Annotated in this window: 14 protein-coding genes; 1 reads left to right on the top strand and 13 read right to left on the bottom strand. The window is 41.1% G+C overall.

Going from position 1 to position 17,794, the window contains the following annotated elements; all coding sequences use genetic code 11:
* Window positions 1–31: 31 nt before the first annotated feature.
* Window positions 32–202: a DUF3042 family protein gene (locus ACXYSL_RS04985; RefSeq protein WP_001051782.1), complete on the top strand. Its 171-nt coding sequence runs from the start codon at window positions 32–34 to the stop codon at window positions 200–202.
* 42 nt (window positions 203–244) lie between these two features.
* On the opposite strand, the gene ACXYSL_RS04980 is transcribed toward ACXYSL_RS04985, so the two are convergent.
* From ACXYSL_RS04980 to ACXYSL_RS04920, 13 genes are all read right to left on the bottom strand, one after another.
* Complete coding sequence (locus tag ACXYSL_RS04980) at window positions 245–1,084, bottom strand: thymidylate synthase (RefSeq protein WP_007521389.1); 840 nt, start codon at window positions 1,082–1,084, stop codon at window positions 245–247.
* A 97-nt stretch (window positions 1,085–1,181) separates the two neighbouring features.
* Window positions 1,182–2,141: an ROK family glucokinase gene (locus ACXYSL_RS04975; protein ID WP_195216717.1), complete on the bottom strand. Its 960-nt coding sequence runs from the start codon at window positions 2,139–2,141 to the stop codon at window positions 1,182–1,184.
* A gap of 100 nt (window positions 2,142–2,241) precedes the next feature.
* Entirely contained in the window at window positions 2,242–3,027 is a 786-nt protein-coding gene (locus tag ACXYSL_RS04970; protein WP_458624133.1) for an excalibur calcium-binding domain-containing protein, read from the bottom strand.
* Window positions 3,028–3,087: 60 nt separating this feature from the next.
* Window positions 3,088–3,708 carry an alpha/beta fold hydrolase gene (locus tag ACXYSL_RS04965; RefSeq protein WP_458624132.1) on the bottom strand — a complete coding sequence of 207 codons (621 nt, stop codon included), beginning with the start codon at window positions 3,706–3,708 and terminating at the stop codon, window positions 3,088–3,090.
* Window positions 3,709–5,430 carry an aminodeoxychorismate synthase component I gene (pabB, locus tag ACXYSL_RS04960; RefSeq protein ID WP_458624131.1) on the bottom strand — a complete coding sequence of 574 codons (1,722 nt, stop codon included), beginning with the start codon at window positions 5,428–5,430 and terminating at the stop codon, window positions 3,709–3,711.
* A gap of 74 nt (window positions 5,431–5,504) precedes the next feature.
* Complete coding sequence (locus ACXYSL_RS04955) at window positions 5,505–11,438, bottom strand: ZmpA/ZmpB/ZmpC family metallo-endopeptidase (RefSeq protein ID WP_458624130.1); 5,934 nt, start codon at window positions 11,436–11,438, stop codon at window positions 5,505–5,507.
* A 2-nt stretch (window positions 11,439–11,440) separates the two neighbouring features.
* Window positions 11,441–12,004, bottom strand: coding sequence for a TIGR01440 family protein (locus ACXYSL_RS04950; protein WP_458624129.1), 564 nt, complete (start codon window positions 12,002–12,004; stop codon window positions 11,441–11,443).
* 114 nt (window positions 12,005–12,118) lie between these two features.
* On the bottom strand, window positions 12,119–13,810 hold the full coding sequence (locus ACXYSL_RS04945; protein ID WP_458624128.1) for a cache domain-containing sensor histidine kinase: 1,692 nt from the start codon (window positions 13,808–13,810) through the stop codon (window positions 12,119–12,121).
* Window positions 13,807–14,544, bottom strand: coding sequence for a response regulator transcription factor (locus tag ACXYSL_RS04940; protein WP_084911336.1), 738 nt, complete (start codon window positions 14,542–14,544; stop codon window positions 13,807–13,809). The genes ACXYSL_RS04945 and ACXYSL_RS04940 overlap by 4 nt, the downstream gene beginning before the upstream one ends.
* Window positions 14,545–14,614: 70 nt before the next feature.
* Entirely contained in the window at window positions 14,615–15,727 is a 1,113-nt protein-coding gene (gene msrB, locus ACXYSL_RS04935; protein WP_458624127.1) for a peptide-methionine (R)-S-oxide reductase MsrB, read from the bottom strand.
* A 9-nt stretch (window positions 15,728–15,736) separates the two neighbouring features.
* Entirely contained in the window at window positions 15,737–16,300 is a 564-nt protein-coding gene (locus tag ACXYSL_RS04930; RefSeq protein ID WP_458624126.1) for a redoxin family protein, read from the bottom strand.
* A gap of 13 nt (window positions 16,301–16,313) precedes the next feature.
* Window positions 16,314–17,024, bottom strand: a complete 711-nt coding sequence (gene ccdA2 / locus ACXYSL_RS04925; RefSeq protein WP_458624125.1) for a thiol-disulfide oxidoreductase-associated membrane protein CcdA2 — start codon at window positions 17,022–17,024, stop codon at window positions 16,314–16,316.
* 162 nt (window positions 17,025–17,186) lie between these two features.
* On the bottom strand, window positions 17,187–17,738 hold the full coding sequence (locus tag ACXYSL_RS04920) for a GNAT family N-acetyltransferase (RefSeq protein WP_458624124.1): 552 nt from the start codon (window positions 17,736–17,738) through the stop codon (window positions 17,187–17,189).
* Window positions 17,739–17,794: the final 56 nt, after the last annotated feature.

Genomic DNA, 17,794 nt, shown 5'->3' with positions numbered 1-17,794 from the left:
GACTGTTCGGGAAGATAAAGGAGGAAGACTCATGGCTAAAGGATTCGCTAAAGGTCTTGTAACAGGTGTCGCAGGAACTGTCGCTGCCGTTGCAGGTGCAGTATACGCAATTAAAAAGAAAGTGATTGAGCCAGAAGAGCAAAAAGCAGCTTTCATCGAAGAAAACCGCAAAAAAGCAGCTCGCCGCCGCGTATCACATTAAGCAACAAAAGAAGTTGAGAAATCTCAACTTCTTTTTATTTTCTTAAATAGCCAAATCAAACTTCAGCTGTGGCTTAACCGGATCATAGTCAACCAACTCAAAGTCTTCCGCTTTGATATCAAAGAAATTAGTCCCATCAGGAACATTTAAAACCAAGCGTGGTTGGCAGTTTGACGGCTCACGACGGAGCAATTCCTCTGCTTGTTCAAACTGATTATCATAGATATGAAGGTTGTTGATAAAGTAGAAGAATTTTCCAACCTTCCAGCCGAAATGCTTGGCAATCATCATCTGAAGAGCCACATACTGCATAGCATTGATGTGGTGGGCCACCAACATATCATTCGAACGCTGGGTCAAAGTCGCATCCAGATAGATGTCTCCATCAACCCGACGGACATCAAACATGGTCTGAAAGGCGCATGGAAGAAGACCATCTGTCTCCTCAAAAGCTTGGTAATCCCAGAGCGAGATGATATTTCGACGGTTCCAAGGGTTGGCTTCCAACTGCTTGAGAATCTTGTTGATGATATCGTGCTTTTTAACCACTGCCCCATAGCGCTCACCGATGGTCCCCGTCTCTCCCACTTCCCAGTCATTCCAGTAGTGAACATTGTACTTGCTATTTAGCACTTCTAGGCTATTAGACTGATCTTGGTAGATCCAGAGCACTTCCTTGATGGCGGATTTGATAGCGATAGGACGCAAGGTTGTGATGGGGAATTCCCCCTTGGCCAAGTCATACTCAGCAAAGGCACCCGTTATGTACTTGGAGTTGGCAACAGTCCCATCCTTGTACTTGGGACGTGCTTGTTCAGAAAAGACGCCGTCTTTGAGGATTCGTTCAATATTCTCTTTAAAAATCGTATCTGCTTTTGTCATTTACTCTCACCTCATTTATAGTCTTAACTAGTATAGCATAAAAAAGAAAGGAGGAAAATCACTGGCTTTAAAGTAGTGTTTTTCTCCTTTTATTATCTTATTGCAATACAAGTGATGCTGCTCCGATAACTCCAGCGTCATTTCCTAGAGTCGCAAGAGCCAATTTTGTAGATGTACGTACTTGTGGGAAGGTATTTTCATCATAGACTTTTTGAACACCTTGTAGAAGGAATTCTCCCGCTGCTGACACCCCACCACCGATTACGATTGTTGATGGGTTTAGAATTGATCCGATGTTAGCACAAGCGATTCCCAAGTAACGTGAGAAGTTACGGTAAACAATCAAGGCAAGGTCGTCTCCTTCTTTTGCCAAGTCAAAAACAGTTTTAGCGGTTACTTCTTCTCCATCGTCGATCAAGCGTTTCAAGGTCGCATCGCCTTCGTATTCATCCGCATAGCGACGAGTCAAGTTGACAATCCCTGTTGCAGAAGCAACTGTCTCCAAACAGCCCTTCTTACCGCAAGTACATGCGATTGGTTGGTCAAAGTCAACAGTGATGTGACCAAGTTCTCCTGCTGCACCAGCAACACCGTGGAGAAGTTTCCCTTCTGCGACGATACCGCCACCAACACCGGTACCAAGTGTCATAAAGACAACGTCCGGTTGGTTGTCACCAGCACCCATCCAGCGCTCACCAAGAGCAGCTACGTTGGCATCATTATCGATGAAGAATGGAATACCCAAGGCTTTTTCAATCTTTTCTTTAACTGGTTGAAGGGTTTTCCAGTTGAGGTTGTAGGCACCGATAACAGTCCCTTTTTCACGGTCAACCACACCAGGTGAGCCCATACCAATGCCTCGGAAATCCGTAGCTGACAATCCAAGCAAGTCCAAACGATGTTGAATAGACTCAATCATATCATCTACAATATGGCTTCCTTCGTCTAAAATATTGGTCTTGATAGACCATTTTTCTTGGATTTCTCCTTCTTGAGTTAAAATTGCGAACTTAACAGATGTCCCACCAAGGTCAATCCCAATAATCTTTTGACTCATCGTCTTCTCCTTTTTAATTGAAAATGCTTACAGATATAGTATAACAGAATCGTCTGTTTTGTGCAAAGGTTTGCATTAACTTCCTAGAAATTATTCTGATTTATGGTTTCCAAAGGCCAGAACCATCTACGTAGTATCTGCCACCATCAACTCGCTCATTCATAGCCATCTTGCCATCTGATTTCAAATAGTAATTTCCTTGCCAAGTATTACGAGCGTATGAACCATCTGATTTTAGGTAGTACCATGCTTGATAACTGGTATCATAAACCCATTCACTTGATGCCATCTTACCATTTGACTTGAGATAATAGCTTCCTTGCCAAGCATTGCGGGCGTAAGCTCCGTCCTCTTTTAGATAATACCACGATTGATAATAGGAATCATATAGCCATTCACCTGCTGCCATCTTACCATTTGATTTAAGGTAGTAGCTTCCCTGCCAAGTATTTCTCGCATAAGAACCGTCGGATTTTAGATAGTACCAAGATTGATAGCTAGCATCATAAATCCACTCGCTGGCTGCCATCTTGCCATCTGACTTAAGGTAATAGCTACCTTGCCAAGTATTCCTAACTGCATGCCCATTTTCAGCAAAATAATACCAATAACCGTCCTGTTTGACCCATCCGCTAGCTGTGACATTGGATTGCGAACCCGACTGGCGTGGTTTAAAGACTCCCCGAGGTGCATTTGCACGTTCACAAGCTATCCCATCACCATCACGATCTAGTTTAGAAGAGTAACCTGGTTCTCCTCTATGAATATCAGAGTAACCATTTTCCCATGCTTCTCTACAACTAGAAAAATGAATATTTTCCTCTGCAGTAACTGGTTCGGTAAATAGCCCCCAAACTAGAAGGGTAGCAAAAGCCACTTCTAGCAAAACTTTTTTTTCATTATTCTCTCCTTTTTTGATATCGCTTTCGCTTTTATTTTACCAGACTTATTCCAGCAATTCAAGAAAACTTCTAGTCTTTTCTGCAAACTCCTTCGGTTTGTCAGTGTTCAGTGTGTGAGGACCGTCAGGAATAATCTGCAATTTAGAATCTGACATCAATTGATGAAGGCCTCTCATAGAACTGAGATTAGGCTTGTCTTGGCTACCACAAATTAGCAAGGTTGGATAGTAACAATTCTGTGCTACTTGGGTTAAATCAAGTGTTTTCAATTCCTCAGAAACACCAACCATGAGCGCTTTTTCTGCTCCCTGCTTTTCAAAAAAACTTTTTGGAAGTAGTTTGAAAATCATCAACTGGATTTTAAACAAGATATTGCTTGCTAGTTTCACTGGACAGCCTGACAAGACCAAACCTTGAAGATTTGGCAAATCGTAACTTGTTGAAAGCTCCAGTGCAAGAGTAGCACCGAGGGATAAACCGATTAAAACAAAAGGTTTCTTCTCCTCTGATAGGTATTTAGCTATCCGTTTTTTGGTTTCCTGATAAGAACTAACTCCCGCAGGAAACAATTCAAGGGCCTCAGAAGGATAGTCGACAAGTAGATTCTGAACTTCCTTCCAGCTTGCGGCTGTCTGACCTAAGCCATGTAAAAATATCAATTTCATTTATTTCTCCTTCAATAACAACTCATACAAACCTCTGACTGCGTTACAGCCATAGACAGCTTCTGCTTGGTTCAAGTCTGCCAAAGTCAAGACTTTTTCATCTACCTGTCCTATTTCTAGCAAATGCTGGCGGTAAATCCCTGGCAAAATTCCTAGACTGGTAGGCGGTGTGTAGAGTTTACCATTAATTTTTAAGACCAGATTTCCAATAGAGGTTTCAAGCAATTCTCCTGCTGCATTATGGTAAATGATTTCCTGTTCCCCTAGACTTAAGTGTGGTCTATTAGTTGTTTTAAAGTAGGTAAACGCTTGATTCAAATCTGCTTCTTGCAGACAAAGTTTGGCTTTGCAGAAACTTGGACTGAGGGGTGTTAAGATTTGGCGACTGAGTTCCATCTCTCCAGACTTGCTGATAGTAATTCGCAAGCGATAGTCTTGGTGAGAATCACAAGCTTTACACTCTTCCTCTATCTTTTGTCTCAGGTTTTCTGAATCAAAAGGATAGGCAAAATAGCGAATCGCCTTTGTCAGTCTTTCCAGATGTTGATCTTCAAACAACAAGTTTTTCTGGCTGATTTTCCCAGTCGTAATCAGTTGGAAACATGCTTGTTTACGATAGAGAACAGCCGCCTTTTGATGAACTTCACGGTATTCAGACTCCCAGGTGCTATCCCAAGTAATCCCGCCTCCAACTCCATAAATGGCTTGGCCCTTGTGAAGTTGAATGGTCCGAATGGCGACATTGAAAATTCGTCGCCCATTTGGAAGTAAGAGACCAATCGTTCCACAGTAAACTCCTCTAGGTTGGGGCTCCAAATCTTTGATAATTTCCATGGTCGCAATTTTCGGAGCTCCCGTTATGGACCCACAAGGAAAGAGAGAGCGAAAAATGGCAACCAAGTCCACATCCAATCGTAACTGACTCTTGATGGTCGACGTCATTTGCCAAACAGTTGAATACTGCTCCACTTGGCACAGACGCTCCACATGCTCACTACCCACTTCAGAAATACGGTTCATGTCATTGCGCAAGAGATCCACAATCATCATATTTTCAGACCGATTTTTAGGATCCCGTTCTAGCCAGCTAGCTTGGGCAAGGTCTTCTTGGTCAGTCACTCCACGCTGGGTTGTTCCCTTCATTGGTCGCGTTGTCAACTCACGGTCATTTTGCTCAAAAAAGAGCTCTGGGCTCATGGAAATCACCGCTATCTCGTCATGTTCAACATAGGCATTGTAGCCCGCCTCCTGCTCTACCACCATGCGATTGTAGATGGCAAAAGAATTAGCACTTAAGTCCTGCTTGAGTTGGACGGTGTAGTTGACCTGATAGGTGTCCCCCTGACGCAAATGATGGTGAATCTGGGAAATAGCTTTTTCATAGTCTGCTTCAGACGTTACTTCCTGCCACTTTGAAGGCAGATCTACTTCCTCATAAGTCAGAGGCATAGGCGATGTTTCCACCCTATCATGAACTGTAAAATATAACAGATACTCTGCCAGTAAAGGAGTTTTATGAACTGCTAATTTCTCCTCAAATGCAGGTGCAGCCTCATAACTGACGTAGCCCACTACATAGTAGCCTTGCTCTTGGTAGCTTTCCACTTGCGCCAGCAAATCCACCACTTCTGCTAAATCTCTCGTTTTTAACTCTTTGATCGGCTGGGTAAAGATGTATCTCTCACCCAAATCCCTAAAATCAATCACTGTTTTTCTATGCATACCTTAAGTATAGCATAAAAAGGCAGATACAGACAAAGCTGATCTACCTTTTTTCATTTTACTAGTCCTATCTACTATTTAGTGAATAAATCTCCAGTAAATCCGTCTGATTTCTGCAATAGTTGTTTGTAAACTTTCCATTTAAGATTCACTGTATTATCAAATTTATTACCTTGAAGGTCTTTTTCAACTGCAGCATCGAATAGCTCTTGAAGTTTTTCATATGTTGAAATCTTTTGACCATCAATTTCAATTTCTACAAAACCTTTCTCAGCTTTAGCTCTGACTTCTTTATACCATTCTTTCTTCCACTCTTCTAATGTATTAAATCTACCTTTAGAAACTTTTTGGATGATAAAGTCATCACCTAGACCTACGTTACCGGCTGCTTTAGATTCTTGTTTATACTTGTTAGATGCATACCCTAAGAATCCATCAAGGTAACCGTAGTAGCCCCACATACGGAATGTATTGTGTTTGAATGAGATTGAGCCAGCCGTACTCTTACTTGTGTTACCACCGTAAATACCAGTCATCATATTCACAACAGTATAAGCAGAATCGAATCCTTCAGTACGGTAATGACCATTACCTGGTAGCCCGTGTTTAGTAGCGAAGTTGTTATCTACAAGTTGATCAATAACTGTCAGTTTCATATTCTTCTCATCATCATTTAAATCACGAACTAAATCCCATTGGTGTGGTGCACCTTCTAACTTATTATAGCTCGCTTTTTCGCGATATTTCTTATCGATTTTCTTGAACCACTTATCGTTAGTTCCAGTATTTTTCTTGATGACAGATTCTGCTTCTAAGTAATCAAGCATTATCATTGATTCGTTATAGTTCTTCATGTAGTGATCAATCTTCTCACGACTACTTAACATATTAGGATCATAGTTATAAATTTGTGTACCATCATTTTTACGTTCGTACGCCATATTCAATCCAAGTGAACCATATTCACCATTATAGTTTGTAAGAGATGGTGATTGTAGCATACCTTGAGCAAATGATTCAATATCTGTCCCTTCACGGTGACGCCATGTTCCTAAGTAGGCCATACGGTCATTGATATGAGTTGTTTCGTGAGTGAATGCAGATGTACCATAATCACTAATCATACTAGAGATGATGTAGTATACAGCTTCTGAATTTTGTGGGTTAGAAAAGATATAAGCATACGCACCCATACCGTTATATCCGTGCCATTTACCTGTAGGTCCATAGAACTCACGAACTGGAGCATAGTCACCATTCTTATTATGACCCATTCGGTCAGCCCATCCATTACCTGGAACATCTTGGTTATCCCAAATTGCTGATGGAACCATATTTTCAGATTTCAACAATTGATTACGTACATTATCAGCAGCAAGTCTTGACCAGAAGTCTAAGTAATTAATTTGCTCTTGTGCACGTAAGTCGATTTCTTTCTTAAACGCCTCACGTTCAGCTTCTGTATTCTTACCATATTTCTCAAATGCACTAAACGCTAGCGTATTGTACGTTGAAATTAAGAACATGTGAGCCTTCTTCGTATTAAGAAGTGGTAAAATGTATCGACCATGTTCACCGTTATTTAAGTTTTCATATAAGTGATATTTCTTATTAGCAAAATCAGGGTTAGATGATTGTTTCTCAACTACATAGTTAGTATGAGAAATAGCTTTCTTATACCATACATTCATATCAGTATCTTCTGTAAAGAGTTTCATGTTATATGTTAAGAAGTCATTTAAATTACCTTTACCTGTTGCTCCCGCAATCACATCACGATAAGCATCTTGAGTTCGATCCCCTTTCAAGAAATGTTCACGTGAACCAATTTGAATCAATCTATCGATAACGCTAACGTTCTTACCATAAAAATCAGGCTTGAACATCATAAGGTCTTTAATGCTCATATCATTGTATTTAAATCCATAATAACGATTTAAATAAGTAAGACCCATCATAATCTTAGCTTTATTGTCTTCCACTTTTTTAAGAAGAACTTTCATAGCCGCATCATCACTATTCAATTGATGGTCTTCGTTTTCAACTAAAGCTTTGACTAATTTATCTAAATTAGCTTTCGTTTCTTCAAAGCTTTCTTCAAGGAACAAGTTACGAATGTAATTGTTCTTATGATTGTCACTATTCTCAGCTGGTTTGTTACGTTTGTCCATTAACGCACGCACTTCAGGTGAAATCAATTCAACACCTGCTAATTTTGCTTTAATATCGTTGATTAATTGTGTTCTATCTTTAACAACCATATTCGGTGTATAAACGACGTCACCAAGACCTTCGATACTATATTCGCGAACTTGTTGGACTTGAGAATCAGCTTTACGTGTGACAACTTTTTCTTCCTTAGTACCATCAGCATAATGAATCATAATATGATCAACATCTGACAAGTCAGTTACAAATTGCCCATCTTTCATACCTGTCACAGATAATACTTCTGTAGTTAATAATTTAGATCCTTCAGGAGTCTTATTACCTTGATTCACAATCCACTCTTTATTGTAGAACGGTTGAAGTTTTTCAACATTTCGGTAAGCAAGTTCACGTTCTGCATTATAATCTTGAGTAGTTTTGTACGTGTCTTCTTTATACACTACGTGATTTAATTTATCAGTCAAATATGGTGTGATTTCATATTTATCGGCTGTGATATTGAACGAAGCAATCCGTTTATCCGCTTCTGCTTGGTCGACACCCTTAATCTGTTTTGAACGGTTATAAGAAACGTTACCTGATGCAACATCGTTCACATACACATTGTTCTTGAAGTAATCAAATCCGAAGTATGGGTCACCTGAGTCAACTGACCCTGAACCATACATCATTTCACCATTTGTCACTTTCATCATGCTGACGTTATTTTCAACCCAACCCCAGTCATAGTTTTCGTGAATTAAACCACCGCTTTGATTATTGGTTTTGAGTGTCAATGTCCCTTTGACCACAGATTTAGTTAAACGACCTTTTTGTTTAACATCATTTGGATTTCCACCATGGTTGACTTTGGCAATCAATCCACCAAATTTAGCATTGTTGGCTTTAATGTCAGCTTCAACATAAGAACTATCTACATTGCTTCTCCAGCTTTCACTTACAAGTCCACCAGACCACCAACCTTTGTTACCCACGCTTTCGATTTTACCGATAAAGGCTACATTACGCATATTGGATTCATCTAGTTTGTTGACCATACCTGTAACGTCGTTATTACCAACCACATTACCCGTAACCTTAATATTCTCAATCGTTGAGTTCTTAAACATATCTCCAAGTGGAGCTGTTTTATCAGCCCACGGCATATTGATATTCACATTACCAAAGTTGATGTCATGAATATGAGCATTTTCAACACGGTTGAACAATGGTCGAGCTAGATTGTGAATGGTATAACGTTTATCACCTTCACTATACAACTTACCTTTAAAAATGTTCGTCACGTATTGTTTATTCGGAGTCGGAACATTTGCTGCATTAAGATCCGCACCAAGTTTAAACTCACCCGTTGGGTTAGCTTGCATATCTTTTACAAGCTCATTGAAGTTGTAATATACATTACCTTCTTTTAATTTTTGTTTTTCAAAGTAATGAACATACTCTTCACTGAAAGTATCATCTGCTCTACGTTGAACTAAGTTTGGAGCTTTTGCTACCACTTTGTACAATGTTTTTCCATCGACAACCACTTCTTCAACAGAACTTACCGTAAGTCTTGTTGTCTTATTATCATGAGTTGTCACTCGTAAGTAAAGTGGAGCAACGTCTGTCGGTTTTTCAGTAAGTAAGCTCTTATCTGTTTCAACACCAGCATCATCCACACTCATCAAGCTTGTTTCTTTGATGTTTTTGATTTCAACTTTTTTAAGGTCAAGTCTTAGCGGTTCTTCTTTCAGAACCTCTTCCTCATCACCCTCACCACGGTCATAAACCATCTTCGTTTCAAGTTTATAATCCTTGTAGTACTGTAAATCTGTCAGGGTAGTTGTCAAGTCGTCTGGTGAAACATTCAAGGTTTTGATAATCTCATCACCTTTTTTCAGAGTTAAGGTAATAGATTTAATGGCTGCCTTACTTGGATTTTCTAGACTATACTTAACATCTGAAGTACGCTTCAAATCCTTAGGCTCAACTGCTGTGATGGCCAATACTGGTTTTTCAAAGGTCTTGGTACCACGTTTCAAAATTTTGTCTTGAGGTGCCTCAAGTATTTCCTCTGTAACTTTTGGAGCGTCCTCTGTTTTAACTCCCTTAATGGTATTAAAGGTTTTGGTGATTTTTTTCTGGCCTTCTTTTCCTTCTTGAGCTACAACTTCTAAGCCTTTTTTCAGTTGGTCATCTTCTTTAACAGCTTCCTTAAATGGAATCTTTTCAAGACTTTCTTCTATAAGAGTTCCTTCAATTGGTTTTGTCCCACGACTTACCTGTTGGTTTACAGGCTCCTTGGTAACTTCTGTGCTAGTTGAAAGAACTTGGTCAGTTTTAACACCTTCTACTGTTTTATAAGTTGTTTTAGTAACTTGACTACCTTTTTCACCATTTCTTACGACAGTTTCTTCGTCCGTATACTTGGTTGGATCCTCAGTCGTTTCAGTTTTGTAGTCTAGGTCTGTAGTCGATGTTTCAACAAGGGTTCCCTCAGTTACTTTGTACTCAGGTAACTGTTCTTGTACAAGAGCTTGACCTACTTTACCTTCCTCTTGTGTACCTTTTACTTCTACTGGAGCATCTGGTAATGTTGGTTGCGTCAGAGCTTGACCTTCTTTGCCTTCTTCTTGGGTTCCTTTTGCTTCAACTGGAGTCTCTGGCAATTCAGGTTGCGTTAAGGATTGTCCTGCCTTACCTTCTTCTTGAGTTCCTTTTACTTCAACTGGGGCTTCTGGTAATTCAGCTTGTGTTAAGGATTGTCCTGTCTTACCTTCTTCTTGTGTACCTTTAGCTACTTGGTGAGTTGGTTCAGCTTGTGGTACTGGAGTTGGAGCAGGTTGCACCTCTTTCTTAGTTCCGACTGCAATGACTTGAGACACAGGATTTTGGACTACTTGGTCTTCGATGACTTCTCTAACTTCTTGACCGTTAACCATCGATACCTTGGTTACAAGGCGACGCTGACCATTTACTCCGGCTGCGACGATACGAGTCTCTCCTTCTGCTAGATTCGCATCTGGGCTTGTGACTGTTTCAAAAGGAATCTCTACCAAGCTCTCTTCCTGTCTAGTCTGAGGATTCTCAAAAACTGGTTTTTCTTCAACAGCAGGAGAAACCGGAGTTTGTGCCACAGGTTTTTCAACGACGGTTTCTGGCGCAACAGTCGGTATTTCTTGAACTACTTCTGTTTTCTCGATTTCATTTGCACTTTGCTTTTCTACTGGCAACTGAGGCTTCTCAGCTGAAGCTGGTCTTGATGGGTGGAGTTCTGCTTCCTTGAAGTAACCAATGTATTCATAGCCATCAATATGGATAATTCCTTCAGCCAAACCTTCATGTGTAGAGGCCGAAATAGTTTGGTTATAAGAAAGCAATTCTTTATTTTCAAATGCAAATGTCCCATAAGGTACAAAAGTGCTGGCTCCCAAAGAACCAATCAAGAGAACACCTAGGACCTCTTTGCGACCTTTTTTGGATACCAAAAAGACTGCTAGTGAGGCTGTTGCCAAGCCAAGACCAGCCAAGGCTAGTTCTTTACTTCCTGTGTAAGGAAGTTGTTGACTGTTAGTTGCTTTCTTGCGATAAACTACATAGAGAATATCTTCATCTTGAAATTCTGTAGCAACTTCATGGTGAATCAGGGCTTTTTCAGACTCGGTCAATTCCTGCTCCGCCAAATAACGGTAATGAACACTATGAGCACCGCCAGCTTCATTGGCATGCACTTTATCTACTGAAAGGGTACTGACACCAAAAAGGAAGGCACCGATGGCTACAGGACCTACTCCAACAGTGAGCTTACGAATCGAATATTTGGTGATTTTTTCTAGTTGTTGTTTTGTTTTTCTCATTCTCACGACTTTCTGATAGAATCTTGTGGATACTGCGCACGCGCACCTCCGATTAATTTTGGACGACTAGCTAGAGCCGTTACATGGGCATGCCCAATTTCTCTCAAAAGAGGGCGAATCGGAACCTGAACATGCTTGACATGCATGCCAATCGCAGTATCTCCGATATCCAATCCAGCATGGGCCATGATAAATTCAACCTCAACTGGATCCTGCATAAACTTGAAGGCTGCCAACTGACCCGAACCTCCTGCATGAAGTGTTGGAAGGACACTGACAATTTCAAGACCAAACTGCTCTGCCACCTGACGTTCAACGACGAGGGCTCGATTGACATGTTCACAACCTTGAACAGCTAGATGAATCCCTTTTTCCTCTAGGATATCTAGGATGGTCTTCACAATGATTTCCCCAATTTCTTGACTGGATTCCTTGCCAATCTGACCACCTATAACCTCACTAGAAGAAAGGCCCAAAACAAAGATAGCTCCTTGCTTCAAATTGGCCTTTTCTAATACATCTTTTACAATCTGGCTTGTTTCTCTTTGAATGTCTTTTTCCTTCATACTTGATACCTCTTTTGTCATTATCTATCATATCGTTTTTTCTACGTTTTAGCAAGATAGATAACCTAGAAAGCTTGCCCAATTACGCATAAAACTCCCAGAATTGACTGGGAGTTAACTAGTTTCTATTCTATTTATGTATATTTCAACCGTCGTACCTTTTGAGGGAATAGAATCAATCTTCATTTGGTAATTGTCTCCAAAATGAAGTTTGAGCCGTTGGTCAACATTTTGAAGGCCAACTCCCCCACGTTTGAGCTGACTTTGACTGCTATCGCCAGCAGCCTGGAAACCAACACCATCATCCTCAATGCAGATGACAAGCCCTGAATCCTTTTTCTGGACGGAAACTTTAATATGTCCCTGTCCATCTTTCTCCTTGATGCCGTGATAAAGGGCATTTTCTACAAGGGGTTGTAGCACCAGTTTAGGCAATACTAAATTATCAAAGGCAGGATTTTCATCAATTTCATACTCCAGCTTATCCCCATAACGTTGTTTCTGGATAAAGAGATACTGGCGGACATGATTGATTTCATCAGAAAGAGAAATCAAATCCTTTCCTTGATTGAGAGCCAAACGGAAATAGGTTGCCAAGGACTTGGTCACCTGAACCACTCGCTGACTATCCTGAAATTCAGCCATCCAGATGATAGTGTCCAAAGTATTATAGAGAAAATGCGGATTGATCTGACTTGACAAGGCTTGAAGTTCATACTGACGGGTCGTTTCTTCCTGCCTGCGAACATCTGCCATCAACTGATCAATCTGATCCAACATAGCATTGAACTGGCGAGTCACTTCTCTCAGTTCATGGGCACCAGTTTCCTTGGCACGCAGATTCTGACCACCAGAAGCAATTTCCAGCATGGTTTCTCTCAGGTCCTTCAAAGGCGCAATCCAGCGTTTGAGACTGAACCACACCAAGCAGAGACAGGCAAGAAGAGATAAGGCACTAGCAGCAAGCAAGGTCCACATGAGTTGACTCCGAACCTTATCTAACTTCTCCAGTGAAGACACGCCTATAACCGTCCAATCAGTTCCTGCAATCTTTTCCTGACTCACATAGGATTGGTGGTCTGGAGTATAACCCTGCCCTGTCTCAATATAGGGTTTCATGGCCTCCATTTCGCTAGATGAGCTATAGACAGTACGTTTAGGATGGTAGACAAATTCATGCTTCTCATTGATGATAAAGGCAAAGCCCTGCTGGCCCAACTGGAGTTGGTTGAGATATGCTTCCAGAGTTTCATAGGAAATATCCAAGCGAAGCACACCTAAATTGGTTCCCTTTGCATCAACAAGTTCCTGAGTGACAGAAATAACCCACTGGCTGTCTGATTTACGAGCTGGTGTCAAAACGGGTTTAGCCCCCTGATGAATAGCCTTTTGGTACCAATCCTCAGCCATCATATCTGAGGAAGTTTTCATCTGCACACTGTCATCAGTGGAAATGACCTGACCAGACTTGGTTACCAACACCACCGTTTTCAAATCCTGGTCTGCCTTTAAGATGGTCAAAAATAGATCTCGGATTTCCTTGACCTTATCTTGACTAGGATTCTCAGCATAGGCTAACACATCCTTCTGCTGGGTCAAACTGGTTGAGGTGGTTTCTAATTTTTTGATATAAGAATGGATAAAGTGGCTAGTTTGACTGATGGTCGTTTGGCTATTGCCTTCAATGGTAGTCTCAATGGCTGATGAACTAGATTGATAGTAGAAAGTCCCAACCACAGCTAGGAGAATGAGAAAGACCAGAAAGATGGAAATAACCATTCTGACCAGGAGAGAAGAACGCTTCATCGGCCTTCTCCCTTCTTAAACTGACGAGGTGTCACACCTGCAATCTGTTTAAAACGTTGGGTAAAATAGTTCATATCTTCAAAACCAACCTTTTCGGCTATCTGGTAAATCTTTAAATCCGTGGTCAAAAGCAAGAGCTTGGCTTGTTTGACACGCTCTCTCACCAGATAATCCTGAAAAGGCAGACCCAACTCTTTCTTAATCAAGGAGCTCAGATAAGTCGGACTAAAGCCCAAGTCACTGGCCAAAGACTTCAAACTAAACTGACTATCAGCCAGATGGGACTGGATCTTCTGAGCCAGATTTCCCTCAAACTTATCGGTTAATAAATCTTGTAACTGCTCTTCCTTCTCTTCCTTATCTAGTTTTTGCTTGATTTTCCCCAACATTTCCTCAATATCCTGACGAGAAAAGGGCTTAAGCAGATAGTCATCTACACCTAGTTTGACAGCAGACAAGGCATAATCAAAATCATCGTAACCCGTTAAAAATACCAAATGCACTTGTGGATAGGTTTCTCGTACCAGACTGGCCAACTGGATGCCATTTAGCTGAGGCATGTTGATATCGGTTAAAATGATATCCGGCACTTGTTGTTGAATCAATTCCCAAGCCTGTCTTCCATTTTCAGCCTGACCGATGATTTTCATATCGTAGGCTGCTACATTGACCAGTTTGGTCAAGCCTTGTCTTACCAGATATTCATCTTCTACGATTAAGATTGTGTAGGTCATGCTCTGCTCCTTTGTCACTTACTAGTATCAGTATAGCAAAATTCTCCTCTAACCGCTTAGGAAAGACTTCTTAATCAACATAATCTAGTAAATAAGCATAGCCTTTTTCTGCCATTTGATCTTTGGGAATAAAGCGGATAGAGAGACTATTGATACAGTAGCGTAAGCCCCCCTTGTCCTGTGGTCCATCTGTAAAGACATGGCCAAGGTGAGAATCTCCAACTCGGCTCCGCACTTCCATACGCGTCATATTGTAAGACTTATCTTCCTTGTAGGTAGCAACATCTGGACTGATTGGTTGGGTGAAACTAGGCCAGCCACAACCAGACTCGAACTTGTCCTTTGATGAGAAGAGGGGTTCGCCAGTTGCCACATCTACATAGATACCAGATTCAAATTTATCCCAGTAGCGGTTTGAAAAAGCCCGTTCTGTTTGATTTTTCTGGGTGACTGCATACTCCTCAGCTGACAAGGTCTTTTTCAATTCTTCATCGCTTGGTTTGGGATATTTGCTGGCATCGATGACGGGATAGGCAGCCTGATTGACATTGATATGACAGTAGCCATTTGGATTTTTCTTGAGATAGTCTTGGTGGTAATCCTCAGCCACCACAAAATTCTTCAAAGCCTCCTTTTCAACTGCTAGAGGTTGGTCGTATTTCTTAGCCACTTCATCAAAGACTTGGTTGATTACCTCCAAATCCTTGTCATCTGTGTAATAAACGCCAGTACGGTACTGAGTACCCACATCATTTCCTTGTTTATTTTTGCTGGTTGGATTGATAATGCGGAAGTAATGAAGCAGGATTTCCTTGAGGGAAATTTGATTGGCATCATAGGTAACATGGACAGTCTCTGCATGTCCTGTTTGGTTAATCAATTCGTACTTGGTCGTTTCCCCTCTACCATTTGCATAGCCTGAAACGGCATCTGTCACTCCAGGCACGCGTGAGAAGTATTCCTCCACTCCCCAGAAACATCCCCCAGCTAGATAAATTTCGTGCAAGTCTGCGTCTTTGCTAATCTCTGTTTTTTTCACTGTTTTTCCTCCTTGGCTAACTGACGCTTTCTCAATTTGCGAGCTATCTGTCTGCCCTGCATTTCGCATCAATAGAAAATAGAAACCGCTTATGGCTAGGAGAATGACCCCTGCCAAGACAAATAGTTTTACTTTATCATTCATAGCCTTTCTCTACCCCATTTCTTTCAATTCTTTTAAAATCATATCCTTATCCATAAAACCTGGTTGTGTTTTGACCAGCTTGCTTTCCTTGTCTATAAAGGCTTGAGTTGGGTAAGAACGAACACCATAACTTTCCAAGAGTTTGCCTGATGGATCAATTAAAACCGGAAAATTTTTATAATCCAAGCCCTTGTACCAGTTTTTAAAGTCCGCTTCAGATTGTTCTCCCTTGTGGCCTGGTGACACCACTGTCAAGACCACATAGTCATCACCTGCATCCTTAGCAATTTCGTCCGTATCTGGAAGGCTGGCTAGACAGATGGAACACCAGGAAGCCCAGAATTTAAGATAGACTTTCTTGCCTTTGTAGTCAGATAAACGATAGGTCTTACCATCTACTCCCATCAGTTCAAAATCAGCGACTGCCTGACCTTTAGTCGCAGTTTGCGCACCGACTTGTTCTGTTTTGGTTTGCTCCTTCATAGTTGATTCGTCTGACATGTTTTTAGCCGAACAAGCTGCCAAGCAACAGATTGAGCCTACTCCAAGTAGACATGTTTGCCATTTCTTCATTTCTTCTTCCTCTCTATTCAAATAATCTTGTCAAAATAGAAGCATTTCCCAAAAGCACCAAGATTCCCATCACGATAATGAGGAAACCACCCACTTTTTTGAGGGTTCCGAGGTAAGGATGGAGTTTTCGAAAATGTTTCAAAACATAGCTGGAGGCGAGAGCTAGAACCAAAAATGGTAGCGCCAAACCCAGCGTGTAAACCAACATGAAACCAGCTCCCTGCCAAGCACCTGAGCCACCTGAAGCCGCTAAGGCCAAAACAGACCCCAGAACCGGCCCTACACATGGCGTCCAAGCAAAACTAAAGGTCAACCCCAGTAAAAATGCCTGACTATAGCCCTTACCGCTTTGTCCCTGTCTCTTTAATTGTAGCCTTCTTTCCTTGTAAAGTCCCTTAAAATGTAAGACTTCCATCTGGTGCAAACCCAAAAGAATGATAACTGCACCTGTCACATACTGAAACCAAGAAGCATACAGCAAATTGCCTAAAAAACCAGCTCCATAGCCCACTAAGATAAAGATAAAAGAAATCCCCGCTATAAATGCCAGAGTTCGCAATAAACTAACAAATGAGATTGAAATTTTTCCGCTAGAAGCCTGAGCACCATCTTTGTCATCCAACAAGACCCCTGCATAGACCGGTAACAAGGGTAAGATACAAGGAGAAAAGAAGGAAAGAATTCCAGCAAGAAAAACACTGATAAAAAAGAATACATTGTCCATATCTTTTCACCCTTCTTTCTTTTGATAAGTCTATTATAATTCCCAACTCTAAGAAAAAACAGGGACAATGATAGGAAAAAATAGGAATTTAATCAGTTTATTCAGAAATCTGGCACAAAAAAAGCCAGACAAGGTCTGACTTTGATAGAAACAGAAAAGAAATCACCTGTCTTCCCTACTTATCTGGTAATAAATAAGGTCCGAAACGTAGTCTTTTCTCTCCACACCATTGGCAATAGTTTTTAGATAGGTCATTCCAGCCTTCTCCATCACACGGCCTGAAGCTGGGTTAAGACTGGCGTAACGAGCTCTGACCTTTTGAAAGCCTGCTTGAGTAAAACAAAAGTCTAACACAGCTTTCAAGGCCTCCGTCATCATACCACGACCCCAGTATTTCTTGCCTAGCACATAGCCAATTTCACAAGAAAAATCGTTCTCATCTATTGCAACTATGCTGATATCTCCTATAACTTTCTCCGGATTTTCTTTGAGGCAAATGGCCCATTTGTAATAGTTGGGATTAGCATAGGAGGCAATCCAATTACGAACCGAATTTCGAGTCACCTCGACATCAGAATGAGGATCCCAGGTGACATAGGTCAGATTCTCAGCAGATGAAGCCCAATTTTGAAACATAGCTTCCGCATCACTCTCCACAAATCTTCTCAAGATTAAGCGTTCTGTCTCTAACATTTGCGTACCGATTGCTTTCATAATGTTACCTCGCTTTCTAAGCTTAAGGCTCAAGCTAAAAAGGTCCCTGGACCTTC

It is taken from the genome of Streptococcus sp. V913 (genome assembly GCF_054353455.1).
Note: the sequence above shows the minus strand (reverse complement) of the source record. Positions and strands in the feature narration are given on the sequence as shown.

Coding starts and splice junctions, on each gene's coding strand:
- ACXYSL_RS04955 (WP_458624130.1), bottom strand. CDS start 11,438: ATGAGAAAAACAAAACAACAACTAGAAAAAATCACCAAATATTCGATT.
- ACXYSL_RS04930 (WP_458624126.1), bottom strand. CDS start 16,300: ATGAAGAAATGGCAAACATGTCTACTTGGAGTAGGCTCAATCTGTTGC.
- ACXYSL_RS04965 (WP_458624132.1), bottom strand. CDS start 3,708: ATGAAATTGATATTTTTACATGGCTTAGGTCAGACAGCCGCAAGCTGG.
- ACXYSL_RS04945 (WP_458624128.1), bottom strand. CDS start 13,810: ATGAAGCGTTCTTCTCTCCTGGTCAGAATGGTTATTTCCATCTTTCTG.
- ACXYSL_RS04975 (WP_195216717.1), bottom strand. CDS start 2,141: ATGAGTCAAAAGATTATTGGGATTGACCTTGGTGGGACATCTGTTAAG.
- ACXYSL_RS04940 (WP_084911336.1), bottom strand. CDS start 14,544: ATGACCTACACAATCTTAATCGTAGAAGATGAATATCTGGTAAGACAA.
- msrB (WP_458624127.1), bottom strand. CDS start 15,727: ATGAATGATAAAGTAAAACTATTTGTCTTGGCAGGGGTCATTCTCCTA.
- ACXYSL_RS04920 (WP_458624124.1), bottom strand. CDS start 17,738: ATGAAAGCAATCGGTACGCAAATGTTAGAGACAGAACGCTTAATCTTG.
- pabB (WP_458624131.1), bottom strand. CDS start 5,430: ATGCATAGAAAAACAGTGATTGATTTTAGGGATTTGGGTGAGAGATAC.
- ccdA2 (WP_458624125.1), bottom strand. CDS start 17,024: ATGGACAATGTATTCTTTTTTATCAGTGTTTTTCTTGCTGGAATTCTT.
- ACXYSL_RS04980 (WP_007521389.1), bottom strand. CDS start 1,084: ATGACAAAAGCAGATACGATTTTTAAAGAGAATATTGAACGAATCCTC.
- ACXYSL_RS04950 (WP_458624129.1), bottom strand. CDS start 12,004: ATGAAGGAAAAAGACATTCAAAGAGAAACAAGCCAGATTGTAAAAGAT.
- ACXYSL_RS04985 (WP_001051782.1), top strand. CDS start 32: ATGGCTAAAGGATTCGCTAAAGGTCTTGTAACAGGTGTCGCAGGAACT.